The organism is Hydrogenophaga sp. (genome assembly GCF_050182545.1).
Lineage (GTDB): Bacteria > Pseudomonadota > Gammaproteobacteria > Burkholderiales > Burkholderiaceae_C > Hydrogenophaga.
This window is the reverse complement of the sequence record NZ_JBFXCD010000024.1, coordinates 34,820-50,104: the sequence shown is the minus strand read 5'-3', so window position 1 is coordinate 50,104 and position 15,285 is coordinate 34,820. Positions and strand designations below refer to the sequence as shown.

Below are 15,285 nucleotides of genomic sequence, written 5' to 3'. Positions count from 1 at the left end.
TGAGCGCGTCCAGCGCCGACAGCGGCTCGTCGAGCAGCAGCACGTCGGGGTCGGTGGCGAGCGCGCGCGCGACCGCGACGCGCTGGCGCATGCCGCCGGAGAGCTGGGCGGGCTTCTTGTCGATGGCTGGGGTCAGGCCCACCATCGACACGTAGCGCTTCACGCGCGCGGCCCGATCGGCGGCGCTTTCGCTGGCGAACACGCGGTCCACCGCCAGCGCCACGTTCTCGCGCACGCTCAGCCAGGGCATGAGCGAATAGCTCTGGAACACGATGCCGCGGTCCGGCCCCGGTCCTGTGATCGGCTGTCCCTGCTTGAGCACCTGGCCTTCGTCCGCCGTGATCAGACCCGCGAGCAGGCTGATCAGCGTGGTCTTGCCGCTGCCGGAGAAGCCGACGATGGCGACGAATTCGCCTTCCTCCACGCGCAGGTTCAGGTTCTTGAGCACCGCGCTGCGCTGCGCGCCCTGGCCGTAGGACTTGGAGACGCCGCGCAGTTCCAGCGCGGCGGTGGCGGGCACCGCCGCGAGAACGGGCCCTGCGGGCGTGTCGACGTCTTCCATCGGGCGGGCTTTGAGTGCGAGATTCATGTTCGGGCCTCCCGAGCGCTCAGCGGCGCGTGGCCAGTTGCTGCAGCAGCTGCATCAGGCGGTCCAGCGCGAAGCCGATCAGACCGATGGTGAACACGGCCACCATGATGCGGCTGAGCGATTCCGAGCTGCCGTTCTGGAACTCGTCCCAGACGAACTTGCCCAGGCCCGGGTTCTGCGCCAGCATCTCGGCGGCGATCAGCACCATCCAGCCCACGCCGAGCGACAGGCGCATGCCGGTGAAGATGAAGGGCAGGGCGGAGGGCAGCACGATCTTGCGCACGCGCGTGGCCAGCGGCAGCTGCAGCACCTTGCCGACGTTGACCAGGTCCTTGTCGACCGAGGTCACGCCCACGGCGGTGTTGATCAGCGTGGTCCACAGCGAGCACAGCGTGACGGTGATGGCCGAGATCAGGAAGGACTTCTGGAACATCGGCTCGCCCGTGGTCACGTAGACCGCGCTGACGATCAGCGTGACGATGGGCAGCCAGGCCAGCGGTGACACCGGGCGGAATATCTGCACCATCGGGTTGATCGCCGCCTGCACGATCTTCGAGGTGCCGGCCAGGATGCCCAGCGGCACGGCCACCACGGTGGCCAGCAGGAAGCCCACGAACACGGTGTACAGGCTGGTGAGGATCTGGTCGAGGTAGGTGCGCTTGCCAGTCCACTGGAAGTTGCGCGGCTCGTAGGTCGGGTCTTCGGCCAGGCGTTCCTTGTTGCGCCTGGCCTGGCGCTCGTAGAACGCCGCCTCGCGTTCGCGTTCGGCGAAATGGTCCTGCACCAGCGCCACCGCCTGGGCGGCCACCTGTGCCGGCCCTGGCACGGCGCCCAGGCTGGTGTTGATGCGCGAGGCGGTGACCGACCACAGCACGAGGAAAAGCGCGAACGCCACCACCGGCACCCCGACCGACATCATGAAGGCGCGGCCCAGTTCGCGCGGATCGCGCAGGGCGGCAGCACCGCTGCCCAGGAGCTTGTGCACGAGTTCCATGGTCAGACCTTGTCAGCGGCCTTCAGGCCGATCTTGAACTTGTTGAGGTAGTCGTTGGGCTTGCGGCCGTCGTAGGTCACGCCGTCGATGAAGCCGGCCTGCACGCCCTTGAAGCCATCGGTCTTGGGCACGTCCGTGGCCTTGATCCGGCCCTCGGCGATCAGTGCGTTGGCGGCCTGCATGTACACCTCGGGCAGATAGACCTTTTTCGCCGTTTCCAGGTACCAGCTGTCCGGCTTGCTTTCCGTGATCTGGCCCCAGCGGCGCATCTGCGTGAGGTACCAGATGGCGTCGCTGTAGAAGGGGTAGGTGGCGTAGTTGCGGAAGAAGACGTTGAAGTCGGGCGAGGGGCGCTTGTCGCCTTTCTCGAATTCGAAGGTGCCGGTCATGCTGTTGGCAATCACGGCTTCGTCAGCGCCCACGTACTGCGACTTGGACAGCATCTTCACGGCCTCGATGCGGTTGGCCATGGAGGCATCGAGCCACTGGCCGGCGCGGATCAGTGCCTTGACCACGGCGACATGCGTGTTGGGGTTGGCCTTGGCCCAGGCACCGGTCACGCCGAACACCTTCTCCGGGTTGTTCTTCCAGATCTGGTCGTCGGTGATGACCGGCACACCCACGCCCTTGAACACCGCCTGCTGGTTCCAGGGCTCGCCCACGCAGTAGCCGTGGATGGTGCCCGACTCCATGGTGGCCGGCATCTGGGGCGGCGGCGTGACCGAGAGCAGCACGTCCGCCTTGCTGGTGCCGCTGATGTCGCTCGCGGTGTAGTAGCCCGGGTTCAGCCCGCCCGCGGCCAGCCAGTAGCGCAGCTCGTAGTTGTGCGTCGAGACCGGGAACACCATGCCCATCTTGAAGGCCTTGCCCTCCTTCTTCCAGGCGTCCACGACCTTCTTGAGCGCGTCGGCCTTGATCGGGTGCACGATCTTGCCGCCTTCCATCGGCAGGTGCTTCTTCATCTCGGCCCAGACGGCGTTGGAGACCGTGATGGCGTTGCCGTTGAGGTCCATGCTGAAGGCGGTGACGATGTCGGCCTTGGTGCCGAAGCCGATGGTGGCGCCCAGCGGCTGGCCAGCGAGCATGTGCGCACCGTCGAGCTGGCCGTCGATCACGCGGTCGAGCAGCACCTTCCAGTTGGCCTGCGCCTCCAGCGACACGTTGAGCCCCTCGTCCTCGAAGTAACCCTTCTCGTAGGCCACCACCAGCGGCGCGCAGTCGGTGAGCTTGATGAAACCGAACTTCAGGGATTCCTTTTCAGGCCGTCCCGCCTGCTGCGCCAGCGCCTGCAGGGGCAGGCCCAAAGCGCCGGCCAGGGCCAGCGCGCCGGTGGTGAAGCGCCGGCGGTTGAGTTTGTGTGACGAAGAGGTCATGGGGAACTCCTTGCTGAGGGTCAAAAAAATCGGGCCTGAAAAGCACAACGGCGTCCATTTCCTGGCCGATCGGGATCAGCTGGAAATGGACGCCGTTGTCCTGTGTCTGAAGGGACGGGGCCCGAACCGCCTTTGGTTCCGACCCTGCTGACACGTACAAAGCAGGGAGCGTGCCAGCACCCGGGCAATCTCCCCGGGTGAGCGCAAGCCATTGATATGAAAGAAAAAATCAGACGCAACGCCCAGCATGTGCGGCTGGCTGGTGGTGTGGGCAGGCGTCAGTGTGGTGCGCCGGGCAGGTGGCGCACCGGTTTTGTGCGCTGCAACACCGAGTGTGTCCGCCCGGGCCTCAGGGACGGCGCTCGGGCAGCACCTCGGCCAGCGACAGCACGGTTTCCGCGACCTCGATCAGGCGCCGGTTCTGGTTCATCGCCATCTGGCGCATGGTCTTGTGCGCCTCTTCCTCGCTGAGGTGGCGGTGCGCCATCAGCAGGCCCTTGGCGCGTTCGATCAGCTTGCGCTCGTTCAGGCTGGCGCGCACGGTATCCAGCTCTTCGCTCATGGTCTGCAGACGCCGTGCCTGCGCCTGCACCAGCTCCAGGATGGAACGGTCCAGTTCGAGGCCATAGCCCTGGGCGCTGGTCCCCAGTGCGGCGGGGTTGGCCTGTGGGTCCGACCTGAGCGCACCCATGTCCTTGAAAAAGGACAGGGCGTCGGCCTCGCGCGCGGGCGAGGCGTAGAGCGTGTCGTAGGTCAGCAGCTCCGCCTGTGCAGCGGTGATCTTTTCCTCGCAGGCACGCAGCAGATCCAGCGCGAGGCGGTCTTCCACCGCCTTCATGCGGTCGATGCGCTGGCTGCAGCAGTCGAACCAGGCCTGGCTGAGTTGCACGTTGAGCGGTGCTCCGTGGGTGGCGGTGCACAGCACGCGGCGCAGCCGCTCCAGCTCGGCCAGGGTGGCGCTGGCCTGGTTGAGCGCCCACAGGTCCACCGCCTTGGCGTGCGCGAACTCGGCGAATACCTGCAGGCACCGCTCCTGCGACTCGATCAGGTGCAGCAGGCGCTGCTGCTCCGCGGCCTCGGCGCGGCCGGCCGCGAACAGGGCCGAGCCGGCCGCGCGCTCCTGGCCGGCGAACTCCTTGCCCTGCATGAAGTTGAACAGGGCCACCAGCAGGCGGGAGATCTCGGGGTCGCTGGCGCTGTCGGCCGCCTCGAACACCACGGCCAGCAGCCCGGCGATCAGGCGCACATAGGCTTCCGTGGCCTGTCGCGGTGTCCAGTCCAGAGCCTGGACGCGCTCGCGCAGGGCGCCGAGCGCGTCCAGGCCCTGCAGCACATAGGCAATGCGGCTGAACAGGCGCGCGCCGCGGCCCACGCGCGCGGCCTCCGTGTCCAGGCTGTCGAAACACTGCCGCAGTTCGGCTTCCAGCTGCTGGCATTCCTCGATCTGTCTGTCGCGCATGTCGGCGAAGCGCGCGCCCTGCGAGCCCAGGTGGAGGTTGGACAGGCCGCGCTCGCGCTGCAGGCCGTGCACCAGGCGCCCGGTGACGTTGACCAGGGCGCTGGTGAGCGCGAGCTGCTGCAGTTCGGCGATTTCGCAGCGCTTGGCGGCGAGGAGGAATTTCAGGCCCGAGGTCATGTTGGCGGAGGCAGGGTGGTCCATTGTCTTCCCGAGCAACAAGCGTGCCGCCCGTACACTTCCCGCATGTTGATATTGGGAATCGAGTCGTCCTGCGACGAAACCGGCGTCGCCCTGGTCGACGCCAGTGGCACAGGCACGCCGCGGCTGCTGGGCCATGCGCTGCACAGCCAGATCGAGATGCATCAGGCCTATGGCGGCGTGGTGCCCGAACTCGCCAGCCGCGACCACATCCGCCGCGTGCTGCCCCTGACCGACGCCGTACTGGCGCAGGCCGCGCTGCCGTTGTCGGCGGTGGACGCTGTGGCCTACACCCGCGGGCCTGGCCTGGCCGGGGCCTTGCTGGTCGGCTCGGGAGTGGCCTGCGCGCTCGGCTTCGCGCTGGGCAAACCGGTGATCGGCGTTCACCACCTTGAAGGCCATCTGCTGTCCCCGTTCCTGAGTGCCGACCCGCCCACGTTTCCGTTCGTGGCGCTGCTGGTCTCGGGTGGACACAGCCAGTTGATGCGGGTGGATGGCGTGGGGCGCTACGACCTGCTGGGCGAAACCATCGACGACGCCGCCGGCGAGGCCTTCGACAAGTCGGCCAAGCTGCTCGGCCTGCCGTACCCCGGTGGCCCCGCGCTGGCACGGCTGGCGCAGCAGGGCGACCCGCTGGTCTACCGATTTCCGCGCCCCTTGCTGCACAGCGGCGACCTGGATTTTTCCTTTGCCGGCCTCAAGACGGCGGTGCTGACCCAGGTGAAGCGCCTGGCCCATGCCCGCCCCGAGGGCCCGGCCACGCCGCATCTGGCGGACCCATTGACCGCGCAGCAGAAGGCCGACGTGGCTGCGGGCGTGCAGGCGGCCATCGTCGAGGTGCTGGTGAAGAAGTCCATGGCGGCGGTGCGCCGCACCGGCCTGCGCCGGCTGGTGGTGGCTGGCGGAGTGGGCGCGAATGCGCTGCTGCGCGAACAGCTGGGCGCCGCCTGCGCCCAAGCCGGCGTGCGCGTGCACTACCCCGAACTGCACCTGTGCACCGACAACGGCGCCATGATCGCGCTGGCCGGCGGCATGCGCGCGCAAGCCGGGCTGGCACGCGGCGAGGATCACGGGTACCGCTTCGACGTATTGCCGCGCTGGCCCCTGGCAGACCTGGCCCTGGTTGCCGACACCGTCTGACCACCCCAGAGGGTATCCTCTGTAATTATGAATTAGACTTCTCGGTGGTGTCGCATATGCGACATGTCGACGCGGACCACCCGGATTCCGCGCCCCCGTACCCAGGAGCCATCTCCCATGAAACCCTTGTACCAATCCCTGTTTTCACCGCGTCGCCGTGGCCTTGTCGCCGCACTTCTAGGCGCCCTGGCATCCACCGCTGGCCTGGCCCAGGCGCCCGCGCCGGCCGCTGGCGCGCCCATCCGCATCGGCATGATCGAGGGCCTGTCGGGCCCGTTCGCCAACACGGGCGAGGCGGTGTTCCGCAACCTGGTCTGGGCCACCGAGCGGGTCAACGCAAGGGGGGGCGTGAAGCTGCCGGCCTCCCAGGGCGGCAACCGCCCCCTGGTGATCGAGCGCTTTGACAGCAAGGGCCAGACCGAGGAGGCGCTCTCGGCGCTGCGCTCGGCGCAGGACCGCGGCATCACCATCGTCACCCAGGGCAATTCCTCAGCGGCTGCAAGTGCACTGATCGACGCCATCAACAAACACAACGAGCGCGATGCGGCTCGGCAGATGCTGTTCCTCAACTACTCGGCGGTCGATCCGGTGCTCACGAACGAAAAGTGCAGCTTCTGGCACTTTCGCTTCGATGCCCACGCCGACATGCGCATGAGCGCGCTCATGGACGTTCTGCGCGAGGACACGCAGCTCAAGAGCATCTACCTGATCGGCCAGGACTACAGCTTTGGCCAGGCCGTGCTGCGCGAAGCGCGCAGCCAGCTCACGGCGAAACGCCCCGACGTGAAGATCGTGGGCGAGGAGCTGCACCCGGTGGCGCGCGTGAAGGACTTCCTGCCCTATGCCGCCAAGATCAAGGCCAGTGGCGCGCAGGCTGTGCTGACCGGCAACTGGGGCAACGACCTGACCCTGCTGGTGAAGGCGGCGCGCGAGTCCGGCTTCGAGGGCCGCTTCTACACCTTCTACGGCAACGCGCTCGGTGCGCCCGCGGCCATGGGCGAGGCCGGCATCGGCAAGGTGATTGCCGTGGCCGACTGGCTCCCCAACGTGCCCACACCCGAGTCCGAGGCGTTCTACAAGGCGTTCCGCGAACGTTTTCCCAGCCCCGCCGATGACTACGTGCACATGCGCATGCAGCTCATGATCGAATCGTTGGCCCAGGCCATCGAGCGCGCCGGCGCGCAGGGTCCGGTCAATGCGGCCACCATCGCGGCCCAGCTCGAAAAGGCCGACGTGACGCTGGCTGGCCAGCGCGCCCGCATGCGCGGTGCCGACCACCAGTTCCAGCAGTCGCTGGCGGTGGCCGTGATGGACCGCCTGGGCGCCCCCGGGGTGAAGTTCGACGTCGAAGGATCGGGCTACGGATTCCGTGTCATCCGCAACCTCAGTCCGCAACAGGCCGAGCAACCACACACCTGTACCATGCAGCGACCCTGAAACCGCTGGAGAGTCCGTCGATGAGAGCCGTGGTGGAGCAACTGGAAGCCTCGCGCATTCGCGAGGTGGCCAACGAAGGCCTCGGCAGAACCGACGTGCTCAGGTTCTGGTTCGGGGAAAGCGACGAGGTGACGCCGGCCTTCATCCGCGAAGCCGCCATCGCTTCGCTGCACGCCGGGGAAACCTTCTACGCGCAGAACCTGGGTCTGCCGGAACTGCGCGAGGCGCTGGCCGTGTACACCGACGCCCTGCACCGCGGGCGGGGCGCGTCCCACTGGGTGGACCGGCTGGCCGTCACCTCGGGTGGCGTCAACGGGCTGATGCTGGCCTCGCAGGCGCTGGTGCAGGCGGGCGACGAAGTGGTCGCGGTGACGCCTGTGTGGCCCAATCTGGTGGCGCAACCCCTGATCATGGGTGCGCAGGTTCGGCGCGTGCCCCTGCGCGTGCAGACCGAAGGGCCGCGCGCCGGCGCCTGGACGCTTGACCTGGATGCCCTGCTGGCCGCGATCACGCCCCGCACGCGCATGCTGCTCGTGAACGCGCCGAACAACCCCACTGGCTGGACCCTGGACGCCGACGAGCAGCGTGCCATCCTGGCGCACTGTCGTCGCACAGGCACCTGGATACTCGCCGACGAGGTGTACGAGCGCCTGTATTTCGGCGGCGGCACCGCGCCCAGTTTCCTGGACCTGGTCGAGCCCGACGACCGGGTGATCGTCGCCCACAGCTTTTCCAAGAGCTTCCTCATGACCGGCTGGCGCCTGGGCTGGCTGGTGCTGCCTGCGACCCTGACGGCCACCTTCAGCAAGCTCATTGAATTCAACACCTCGTGCGCGCCGGTGTTCGTGCAGCGCGCGGCCGCTGCGGCGCTGCAGCGTGGCCAGGAGGTGACGCCCGCGCTCGTGGACCATCTGCGGACCTGCCGGGACACCCTGGTGCCGCGCCTGCGCGCGCTGCCCGGCGTCACGCTGGCCGAGCCGCTGGGTGGCATGTACGCCTTTTTCCGGCTGGCGGGGCATGACGACTGCCTCGAGACCGCCAAGCGCCTGGTGCGCGAGGCCGGCCTGGGCCTGGCGCCGGGCAGCGCGTTCGGCCCAGAGGCGGCGGGCTGGCTGCGCTGGTGCTTCGCGAGCCGGGACACAACCCGCCTGGAGCAGGGCGTGGATCTTCTGGGCCGCTGGCTGACGCCCTGAAGCGTGGCAGGGCCTTCTGGTCTATAATCGCCGGTTGCTGTCTTCACGGATGGCAACTTCACGCCCGCTGCGGCTGAGGTGCCGCACCCGGTTCGGCGCCTGCCGGCTGCGACGGGACGCACGTAACGCCAGGCAACTGGCCAAGGAAACCCAAATGATCGCCCAGTCCATCAAAGCCGAAGTGGTCGCGGACAACGCCCGCGCCGCCAACGACACCGGCAGCCCAGAAGTGCAAGTCGCACTGCTGACCGCCCGCATCAATGAACTCACCCCGCACTTCAAGACGCACGCCAAGGATCACCATGGCCGTCGCGGCCTGCTGCGCATGGTGAGCCGCCGCCGCAAGCTGCTCGACTACCTGAAGTCCAAGGACGCAGAGCGCTACCTTGCCCTGATCAAGAAGCTGGGCCTGCGCAAGTAAGTGGGCTGGCTGTGACGCACGAAACGCCTGAGTTGGTTCGCTGGCTCGGGCGTTTTTTGCTTGTCACGCGCCCTTTTTGATTCCGGAGTCCCGACAACAGAGCGAAGCTGTGTCATTCCAAACGGGTTGTGCCGTGTGCAGCCCTTCTGGAATGGCATCGTGTTCTGGGTTGTGCCTCCGGGTTTTGTGCAGCCACGCTGCACGCTGAGCCATCCGCCATCGGCGGGGGCGTTTAACGGAGAGACACCATGAGCATGTTCAACAAGGTCACCAAGAGCTTCCAGTGGGGCCCGCACCAGGTCACGATGGAAACGGGCGAAGTCGCGCGCCAGGCCACCGGCGCCGTGCTGGTCAACATCGATGACACCGTGGTGCTGGCCACCGTGGTGGCCAAGACCGAAGCGAAGGCCGGTCAGGACTTCTTCCCGCTGACGGTGGACTACACCGAGAAGTCCTACGCCGCCGGCAAGATTCCCGGCAGCTTCTTCAAGCGCGAAGGCCGTCCCAGCGAGCTCGAGACGCTGACCTGCCGCCTGATCGATCGCCCGATCCGCCCGCTGTTCCCCGAAGGCTTCTACAACGAAGTGCAGGTGATCGTGCACGTCGTCAGCCTGAACCCTGAAGTGCAGGCCGACATCGCCGCGATGATCGCCACCTCCGCCGCCTTGTCCATCAGCGGCATTCCATTCAATGGCCCGATCGGTGCCGCGCGTGTGGGCTATGTGAATGGCGAGTATGTGCTCAACCCGGGTCAGACCCAGTTGAAGGACAGCCAGCTCGACCTGGTGGTCGCCGGTACCGAAGCCGCCGTGCTGATGGTCGAATCCGAAGCCGACCAGCTGTCCGAGGAAGTGATGCTGGGCGCCGTGGTCTATGGCCACGACATGGGCAAGATCGCCATCGCCGCCATCAACGACCTGGTGCGCGACGCTGGCAAGCCGGCCTGGGACTGGCAGCCACCGGCCAAGGACGAGCCGTTGATCGCCAAGGTCGAAGGCCTGGCCAAGGCCAAGCTCGAAGCCGCCTACCAGATCCGCAACAAGCAGGCCCGCACCCAGGCTTGCCGCGCCGCCTATGCCGACGTCATGGCCGGCCTGAAGGCCGAAGGCGTGGAGTTCGACAGCGTGGCGGTGGAAGCCCTGCTGTTCGAGATCGAGGCCGGTATCGTGCGCGGCCAGATTCTGGCCGGCGAGCCCCGCATCGACGGGCGCGACACGCGCACCGTGCGTGCCATCGAGATCCGCAACGGCGTGCTGCCGCGCACGCACGGCTCTGCCCTGTTCACGCGTGGCGAGACGCAGGCGCTGGTGGTGGCCACGCTGGGCACCGACCGCGACGCGCAGCGCATCGACGCGCTGGCCGGCGAGTTCGAAGACCGCTTCATGCTGCACTACAACATGCCCCCCTTCGCCACCGGTGAGGCGGGCCGCTTCGGTACCCCGAAACGCCGCGAAATCGGCCACGGCCGCCTGGCCAAGCGCGCGCTGATCGCCGCGCTGCCGAGCAAGGAAGACTTCCCCTACACGATGCGCGTGGTCTCGGAAATCACCGAGTCCAACGGTTCGTCGTCGATGGCGTCGGTCTGCGGCGGCTGCCTGGCACTGATGGACGCCGGCGTGCCGATGAAGGCCCATGTGGCCGGCATCGCCATGGGCCTGATCAAGGACGGCAACCGTTTCGCCGTGCTGACCGACATCCTGGGTGACGAAGATCACCTGGGCGACATGGACTTCAAGGTCGCCGGCACGACCAATGGCATCTCCGCGCTGCAGATGGACATCAAGATCCAGGGCATTACCAAGGAGATCATGCAGGTTGCCCTTGCGCAGGCCAAGGAAGCGCGCATGCACATCCTGGGCAAGATGCAGGAAGCCATGGGCGAAGCCAAGACCGAGGTCTCCAACTTCGCGCCCAAGCTCTTCACCATGAAGATCAATCCGGAAAAGATCCGCGACGTGATCGGCAAGGGCGGCGCCGTCATCCGCGCGCTGACCGAGGAAACCGGCACGCAGATCAACATCGACGAAGACGGCACCATCACCATCGCCTCGACCGACTCGGCCAAGGCCGACGAGGCCAAGCGCCGCATCGAGCAAATCACGGCCGAGGTGGAAGTGGGCAAGGTCTACGAAGGCCCGGTCACCAAGATTCTGGACTTCGGTGCCCTGATCAACCTGCTGCCCGGTAAAGACGGCCTGCTGCACATCAGCCAGATCGCCCACGAGCGCGTCGAGAAGGTCACCGACTACCTGACCGAAGGCCAGGTCGTGCGCGTGAAGGTGCTCGAGACCGATGAGAAAGGCCGCGTCAAGCTGTCCATGAAGGCACTGGCCGAACGCCACAGCGGCGAGCAGGCAGCGCAGCAACAACAACAGCAGTGATGCCGGCGGTCATGCAAGCGGTGGAGATCCGCGCCTTTGGTGGGCCGGAGGTCTTGCGGGTGGCTGAACGCCCCGTGCCGGCACCCGGCGCGGGCGAGGTGCTGATCCGTGTCAGCGCCTCGGGCGTGAACCGCCCCGACGTGCTGCAGCGCACCGGCAACTACCCGGTGCCACCCGGCGCGTCCGACCTTCCCGGTCTCGAAGTGGCGGGCGTCATCGAATCGGGTGATGAGGCCGCCATGGCCGCTGCGGACCTGAAGATTGGCGATCGCGTGTGTGCGCTCGTCGCGGGTGGTGGCTATGCGCAGTGGTGCGTGGCCCCCGTGGGCCAGTGCCTGCCGGTGCCTCAGGGACTGGAGGACGTGGCCGCTGCTTCCTTGCCGGAGACGTTCTTCACCGTCTGGAGCAATGCGTTCGACAGGGGCCGTCTGCAGCCGGGCGAGACCTTGCTGGTGCAGGGCGGCACCAGCGGCATTGGCGTGACAGCGATCCAGATGGCCAAGGCGCTGGGCGCGCGCGTGATCGCCACCGCCGGCAGTGATGACAAGTGTGCCGCCTGCCTCGCGCTCGGTGCCGACCACGCCATCAACTACAAGACGCGGGATTTCGTCGCCGTGGTGGCCGAACTCACGGGCAAGCGAGGGGTCGATGTGATCCTCGACATGGTCGCGGGTGCCTACGTGTCGCGCGAGATCGAATGCCTGGCCGAAGACGGCCGGCTGGTGATCATCGCCGTGCAGGGCGGCGTCAAGGCCGAGTTCAATGCCGGCCTGGTGCTGCGCCGGCGCCTGACCATTACCGGCTCGACGCTGCGTCCGCGGCCAGTGGCGTTCAAGGCCTCGATCGCGGCTTCGCTGCGCAGGCAGGTCTGGCCTTTGCTGGCCGATGGACGCATCAAGCCGGTGATCCACCAGGTGTTTCCTGCCGCACAGGCTGCCGAGGCCCACGCGCTCATGGAGTCCAACCAGCACGTTGGCAAGATCGTGCTGAGCTGGGCCTGAGGGCGTTCCCGGAGACACACAGATGAAGAAACTGATTGCAGGCAACTGGAAGATGAACGGTTCGCTGGCCGCGAACGAGGCACTGGTGTCCGCCATGCTCGACGGATTGGGGGGCAAGGCGCCCGCATCCGACGTGGCCCTGTGCGCGCCCGCACCGTATCTGGCCCAGCTGGCCGGACTGCTCAACGGCGGCCCGATCGCCTGGGGTGCGCAGGACGTGTCCAGCCACGAGAGCGGCGCCTACACCGGTGAGGTGTCGGTGGGCATGCTCAGGGACTTCGGCTGCCGCTACGCCATCGTGGGGCATTCGGAGCGGCGCCAGTACCACGGCGAGACCGACACGGTCGTGGCCGCGAAGGCGCAGCGCGCCCTCGCCGGGGGCGTGACGCCCATTGTGTGCGTGGGTGAAACCTTGGCCGAACGCGAAGGCGGCCAGACCGAAGCGGTGGTCAAACGCCAGCTGGCCGCGGTGATCCACGCTGTCGCCCATTGCACCAGCGAAATCGTTGTGGCTTATGAACCGGTGTGGGCCATCGGCACCGGCAAGACCGCATCGCCCGAGCAGGCACAACAGGTGCACGCCGTGCTGCGTGCCCAGCTGGCCGCAGCCACACAGCACCCCGAGCGCGTGCACATCCTCTACGGGGGCAGCATGAACGCGGCCAACGCCGCCAGCTTGCTCGCACAGCCCGACATCGACGGCGGACTGATCGGTGGCGCGTCGCTCAAGGCCGCCGACTTCCTCCAGATCGTGGCCGCGGCCACCTGACCCTTTTCGTGTCGTGTCAGACACGGTGACAACCGATATCCCCGGAGAATTACGATGAATGCTTTGTTGACCATCCTGCTTGCGGTGCAGATTCTGTCCGCGCTGGGCATGATCGGCCTGATCCTCATGCAGCACGGCAAGGGTGCCGATGCGGGTGCTGCCTTTGGTGGGGGTGGTTCGGGTTCGGCCAGCCTGTTTGGCGCCTCGGGCGGCGCCAACTTCCTCTCGCGCACCACGGCCGTGCTCGCGGCGGTGTTCCTGGGTTGCACACTGGGCCTGGCCTACTTCGGCAACTTGCGCACCGAACCCAGTTCGGGCAGCGTGCTCGAGGGCAGCATGGCGCCCGCGTCTCAACCGGCAGAGGCGGCGCAGCAGATTCCGGGCAATGCGCCGGCGCCCGCTGCCGCGCCCTCGGACGTGCCCGCGCCAGTCACTGCGCCGGCGACGGGCGCGGCGCAGATCCCCGCCAAGTGAGACAGCCGAAGGCAGCGCCGGGCCGTCCGCATGGCGGCCGGCATTGCCCGAAAATCCCCTGCTGCGCTGCAAAAAGCAGGGCGGTTTCGAGGTAAACTCCTTGGGTTGTCAGCAGGGCCCGCACCCATTCCTCGCGAGCCCGTCATTGCAGACCCAGCCGACGTGGTGAAATTGGTAGACACGCTATCTTGAGGGGGTAGTGGCGAAAGCTGTGCGAGTTCGAGTCTCGCCGTCGGCACCAATCTTTGGAACAACACGGCCCCACGCCGTGTCAGCGGAATCGACCAAGATGAGTCTCGAACAATACCTCCCTGTGCTTCTGTTCATCTTGGTGGGGATTGCCGTCGGGATCATTCCGCAGTTGCTGGGCTACCTTCTGGGTCCCAATCTGCCGGATGCCGAGAAGAACTCGCCGTACGAATGCGGCTTCGAAGCCTTCGAGGACGCGCGCATGAAGTTCGATGTGCGCTACTACCTTGTGGCCATCCTCTTCATCCTGTTCGATCTCGAAATCGCATTCCTCATCCCCTGGGCCGTGGCCTTTGCAGACATCGGTGCCACCGGCTTCTTCGCGGGCGTGGTGTTCCTGGTCATCCTCACCGTGGGTTTTGCCTACGAGTGGAAGAAGGGCGCGCTGGACTGGGAATGACATCGGTACATACACGCGTCGAACGCACCGGAGCGGTTCATGATTGAAGGCGTATTCAATGAAGGTTTCGTCACCACGAGCTACGACTCGGTGGTGAACTGGGCCAAGACTGGCTCACTCTGGCCCATGACCTTTGGTCTGGCCTGTTGCGCGGTCGAGATGATGCACGCGGCCGCTGCGCGCTACGACATCGGTCGTTTCGGCTCCGAGGTGTTTCGCGCCAGCCCGCGCCAGTCGGATCTGATGATTGTTGCCGGGACCCTGTGCAACAAGATGGCGCCGGCCCTGCGCAAGGTCTATGACCAGATGGCCGAGCCGCGCTGGGTGCTGTCCATGGGTTCGTGCGCCAACGGAGGCGGCTACTACCACTACAGCTATTCGGTCGTGCGTGGCTGTGACCGCATCGTGCCGGTGGACGTGTACGTGCCGGGCTGTCCGCCCACGGCCGAGGCCCTGCTGTACGGAATCATCCAGTTGCAGCAGAAGATCCGTCGCACGCAGACCATTGCCCGGGCCTGAGCGGCGCCGCTGCCCGGAACCGCCGAAAGCCTGAGGCCCAGAAAGTATGTCCATGACCGATTCCGCCACGACCTCGCGCGCTGTCGAGCCCGAGGTGTTGAAGAACACCCTGGCAGATTTGCTGGGTGCGCAGGCCCAGTCCATCGATGTGGTGCGGGGCGAAGTCACCCTGGTCGTGCGAGCCGCCGACTACCTGTCCGTCATGCAGGCCCTTCGAGATGCCCCACAGGCGTGCTTCGAGCAACTCGTGGACCTGTGCGGCATGGACTACCAGACCTATGGCGAGGGGGTTTGGGAAGGTCAGCGCTTTGCCGCCGTCGTGCACCTGCTGTCCGTCACGCACAACCACCGCGTGCGCGTGCGCGTCTTCTGCCCCGAGGACGATTTCCCCGTGCTCCCTTCCGTCACGTCCCTGTGGGCGTCGGCCAACTGGTATGAACGCGAGGCCTTCGACCTGTATGGCATCGTGTTCGAAGGTCACGACGACCTGCGCCGCATCCTGACCGACTACGGTTTCATCGGCCACCCGTTCCGCAAGGACTTCCCGCTCTCGGGGCATGTCGAGATGCGCTATGACGCCGAGCGCCAGCGTGTGATCTACGAACCGGTCACCATCGAGCCGCGCGAGATCACGCCGCGCATCATCCGCGAAGACAACTACGGCGGCCTGCACTGATACCGCGGCACG

General features: G+C 66.7%; 15 protein-coding genes and 1 tRNA gene. 12 read left to right on the top strand and 4 right to left on the bottom strand.

Going from position 1 to position 15,285, the window contains the following annotated elements; all coding sequences use genetic code 11:
* The 4 genes from AB7P10_RS18520 to AB7P10_RS18505 form a co-directional block, all read right to left on the bottom strand.
* On the bottom strand, window positions 1–589 hold a 589-nt coding region (locus AB7P10_RS18520; RefSeq protein WP_428295314.1), incomplete at its 3' end, for an ABC transporter ATP-binding protein.
* Between the two features lie 19 nt (window positions 590–608).
* Window positions 609–1,583 (bottom strand): ABC transporter permease, encoded by a 975-nt coding sequence (locus AB7P10_RS18515; RefSeq protein WP_428295313.1) that lies wholly within the window; start codon window positions 1,581–1,583, stop codon window positions 609–611.
* A 2-nt stretch (window positions 1,584–1,585) separates the two neighbouring features.
* A complete protein-coding gene (locus tag AB7P10_RS18510; RefSeq protein ID WP_428295312.1) occupies window positions 1,586–2,956 on the bottom strand; it encodes a CmpA/NrtA family ABC transporter substrate-binding protein in 1,371 nt (456 codons plus the stop codon).
* Between the two features lie 349 nt (window positions 2,957–3,305).
* Window positions 3,306–4,592 carry a nitrate- and nitrite sensing domain-containing protein gene (locus AB7P10_RS18505; protein WP_428295318.1) on the bottom strand — a complete coding sequence of 429 codons (1,287 nt, stop codon included), beginning with the start codon at window positions 4,590–4,592 and terminating at the stop codon, window positions 3,306–3,308.
* Window positions 4,593–4,658: 66 nt separating this feature from the next.
* On the opposite strand from AB7P10_RS18505, the gene tsaD reads away from it, so the two are divergent.
* The 12 genes from tsaD (at window position 4,659) to AB7P10_RS18445 (ending at window position 15,273) form a co-directional block, all read left to right on the top strand.
* The gene (gene tsaD, locus AB7P10_RS18500; RefSeq protein WP_428295311.1) at window positions 4,659–5,753 is read left to right on the top strand and encodes a tRNA (adenosine(37)-N6)-threonylcarbamoyltransferase complex transferase subunit TsaD; all 1,095 of its coding nucleotides are present in this window, start codon (window positions 4,659–4,661) and stop codon (window positions 5,751–5,753) included.
* Between the two features lie 117 nt (window positions 5,754–5,870).
* Complete coding sequence (locus tag AB7P10_RS18495; RefSeq protein ID WP_428295310.1) at window positions 5,871–7,190, top strand: branched-chain amino acid ABC transporter substrate-binding protein; 1,320 nt, start codon at window positions 5,871–5,873, stop codon at window positions 7,188–7,190.
* The gene (locus AB7P10_RS18490; RefSeq protein WP_428295317.1) at window positions 7,187–8,383 is read left to right on the top strand and encodes a pyridoxal phosphate-dependent aminotransferase; all 1,197 of its coding nucleotides are present in this window, start codon (window positions 7,187–7,189) and stop codon (window positions 8,381–8,383) included. Before AB7P10_RS18495 ends, AB7P10_RS18490 begins: the two co-directional genes overlap by 4 nt.
* A gap of 154 nt (window positions 8,384–8,537) precedes the next feature.
* The gene (rpsO, locus tag AB7P10_RS18485) at window positions 8,538–8,804 is read left to right on the top strand and encodes a 30S ribosomal protein S15 (RefSeq protein ID WP_428295309.1); all 267 of its coding nucleotides are present in this window, start codon (window positions 8,538–8,540) and stop codon (window positions 8,802–8,804) included.
* A gap of 248 nt (window positions 8,805–9,052) precedes the next feature.
* On the top strand, window positions 9,053–11,185 hold the full coding sequence (gene pnp / locus AB7P10_RS18480; protein ID WP_428295308.1) for a polyribonucleotide nucleotidyltransferase: 2,133 nt from the start codon (window positions 9,053–9,055) through the stop codon (window positions 11,183–11,185).
* A gap of 11 nt (window positions 11,186–11,196) precedes the next feature.
* Window positions 11,197–12,186 carry an NAD(P)H-quinone oxidoreductase gene (locus AB7P10_RS18475; RefSeq protein ID WP_428295316.1) on the top strand — a complete coding sequence of 330 codons (990 nt, stop codon included), beginning with the start codon at window positions 11,197–11,199 and terminating at the stop codon, window positions 12,184–12,186.
* Window positions 12,187–12,208: 22 nt separating this feature from the next.
* Entirely contained in the window at window positions 12,209–12,955 is a 747-nt protein-coding gene (tpiA, locus tag AB7P10_RS18470) for a triose-phosphate isomerase (RefSeq protein ID WP_428295307.1), read from the top strand.
* Window positions 12,956–13,009: 54 nt separating this feature from the next.
* Window positions 13,010–13,429 (top strand): preprotein translocase subunit SecG, encoded by a 420-nt coding sequence (gene secG / locus AB7P10_RS18465; RefSeq protein WP_428295306.1) that lies wholly within the window; start codon window positions 13,010–13,012, stop codon window positions 13,427–13,429.
* 156 nt (window positions 13,430–13,585) lie between these two features.
* A tRNA-Leu gene (locus tag AB7P10_RS18460) sits at window positions 13,586–13,670 on the top strand.
* A gap of 48 nt (window positions 13,671–13,718) precedes the next feature.
* Window positions 13,719–14,078, top strand: coding sequence for an NADH-quinone oxidoreductase subunit A (locus AB7P10_RS18455; protein WP_428295305.1), 360 nt, complete (start codon window positions 13,719–13,721; stop codon window positions 14,076–14,078).
* A gap of 39 nt (window positions 14,079–14,117) precedes the next feature.
* Window positions 14,118–14,597 carry a NuoB/complex I 20 kDa subunit family protein gene (locus tag AB7P10_RS18450; RefSeq protein ID WP_428295304.1) on the top strand — a complete coding sequence of 160 codons (480 nt, stop codon included), beginning with the start codon at window positions 14,118–14,120 and terminating at the stop codon, window positions 14,595–14,597.
* A gap of 52 nt (window positions 14,598–14,649) precedes the next feature.
* Window positions 14,650–15,273: an NADH-quinone oxidoreductase subunit C gene (locus AB7P10_RS18445; RefSeq protein ID WP_428295303.1), complete on the top strand. Its 624-nt coding sequence runs from the start codon at window positions 14,650–14,652 to the stop codon at window positions 15,271–15,273.
* Window positions 15,274–15,285: the final 12 nt, after the last annotated feature.

What these genes read in the sequence shown, in the direction of transcription:
- AB7P10_RS18515 (WP_428295313.1), bottom strand. Translation starts at nt 1,583, where the DNA reads ATGGAACTCGTGCACAAGCTCCTGGGCAGCGGTGCTGCCGCCCTGCGC.
- AB7P10_RS18510 (WP_428295312.1), bottom strand. Translation starts at nt 2,956, where the DNA reads ATGACCTCTTCGTCACACAAACTCAACCGCCGGCGCTTCACCACCGGC.
- AB7P10_RS18505 (WP_428295318.1), bottom strand. Translation starts at nt 4,592, where the DNA reads ATGACCTCGGGCCTGAAATTCCTCCTCGCCGCCAAGCGCTGCGAAATC.
- tsaD (WP_428295311.1), top strand. Translation starts at nt 4,659, where the DNA reads ATGTTGATATTGGGAATCGAGTCGTCCTGCGACGAAACCGGCGTCGCC.
- AB7P10_RS18495 (WP_428295310.1), top strand. Translation starts at nt 5,871, where the DNA reads ATGAAACCCTTGTACCAATCCCTGTTTTCACCGCGTCGCCGTGGCCTT.
- rpsO (WP_428295309.1), top strand. Translation starts at nt 8,538, where the DNA reads ATGATCGCCCAGTCCATCAAAGCCGAAGTGGTCGCGGACAACGCCCGC.
- pnp (WP_428295308.1), top strand. Translation starts at nt 9,053, where the DNA reads ATGAGCATGTTCAACAAGGTCACCAAGAGCTTCCAGTGGGGCCCGCAC.
- AB7P10_RS18475 (WP_428295316.1), top strand. Translation starts at nt 11,197, where the DNA reads ATGCAAGCGGTGGAGATCCGCGCCTTTGGTGGGCCGGAGGTCTTGCGG.
- tpiA (WP_428295307.1), top strand. Translation starts at nt 12,209, where the DNA reads ATGAAGAAACTGATTGCAGGCAACTGGAAGATGAACGGTTCGCTGGCC.
- secG (WP_428295306.1), top strand. Translation starts at nt 13,010, where the DNA reads ATGAATGCTTTGTTGACCATCCTGCTTGCGGTGCAGATTCTGTCCGCG.
- AB7P10_RS18455 (WP_428295305.1), top strand. Translation starts at nt 13,719, where the DNA reads ATGAGTCTCGAACAATACCTCCCTGTGCTTCTGTTCATCTTGGTGGGG.
- AB7P10_RS18450 (WP_428295304.1), top strand. Translation starts at nt 14,118, where the DNA reads ATGATTGAAGGCGTATTCAATGAAGGTTTCGTCACCACGAGCTACGAC.
- AB7P10_RS18445 (WP_428295303.1), top strand. Translation starts at nt 14,650, where the DNA reads ATGACCGATTCCGCCACGACCTCGCGCGCTGTCGAGCCCGAGGTGTTG.